The sequence below is a fragment of the Vibrio sp. 2130-1 genome, from assembly GCF_033339515.1.
This window is the reverse complement of sequence record NZ_JAWOUT010000090.1, coordinates 1-1,031: the sequence shown is the minus strand read 5'-3', so window position 1 is coordinate 1,031 and position 1,031 is coordinate 1. Positions and strand designations below refer to the sequence as shown.

Annotated in this window: 1 protein-coding gene; it reads right to left on the bottom strand. The window is 40.4% G+C overall.

The window, feature by feature from the left end:
* Nucleotides 1-139 precede the first annotated feature (139 nt).
* On the bottom strand, nt 140-1,003 hold the full coding sequence (locus R7Q09_RS24415; protein ID WP_239938607.1) for a bacteriophage abortive infection AbiH family protein: 864 nt from the start codon (nt 1,001-1,003) through the stop codon (nt 140-142).
* Between the last annotated feature and the right edge of the window lie 28 nt (nt 1,004-1,031).

Sequence of the window (1,031 nt, the reverse complement as noted above, 5' to 3'; positions counted from 1 at the left end):
ATAACGCCCTGTTAAGGGGTGAGCAACGCAATACAAAAGCCGCCGCAAACCACCTTAATCACCAAAATCAACGCATAGTGAAAATGCCACGCGTTGCGAATCACTCTTAAACAGTTTGTTAGGTGCGTTTTCCACGATGTTATAGGTCGCTGTATGCAATTGTTTCTATTTTGTCTCGATTAACACCGCAATCAATGAGGCTTTGTGTGAAAATCTCTTCTTGGTCCTCAGAGTAACAACAAACTTTCCAAGTCGCCTCTGGAACACTTTGAGCAATACGCGCGAAATATGGCTGATCAATAGTATTCAAAGAATGCCCTATTATGACAACCTCTTCGATGTTACTGAGTTGTTCAAAATACCATTCATGTTGCTCAATGACGTCAGCTACTGGCTTTTTTAATGCATATAAAGGATAACGAGCGCCGCTTTGAGCGTCTGAGAACATATCTCTGGTGCTTTCACCGTCCTCGTCAAACTCAGCAGGCTCAACTATAGTTTCACCATGTCCAAAAATTAGTTCATCGTGTGTTTCAGCACGACCATGAATATGGAATACATGATTATCTTCAATACCGTACACAGCTTGGAGAGTTGATGTATAGTTGAACGTTATGAACTGAGAATCTTCAGAAAAAGTCATTTTCTGTTCAGCAGCACTCACATCAAGTTGGTTTACCCAACCAGTAAAAGTTTCTCTTACTGATGAAACGTGTATATCTGTTTGCTCCGTTATTTCATCTTCCAAACCATATATGAAACTAGGTCTGAAATCATCCGAAGTAATATCAACCTCGTTGTGAAAATCGAAAAAACCGTCTGCATCAAAAGCACCTAGAGCATTTTCAAAATCATGCCAAGGCTCGTGAACACTTAAATCAAATAGGTAGTAGTTCCCCAATTCATCAAGCGTTTCCTGAGCAAATTCATAGAACTCACGATAACTCGTTGGCAAGCCATGCCATAAGTCAAATCCATTACCGATAATGTATAAATTAGTCAACGTCTATACCTCCTAGCACCTAACGCCC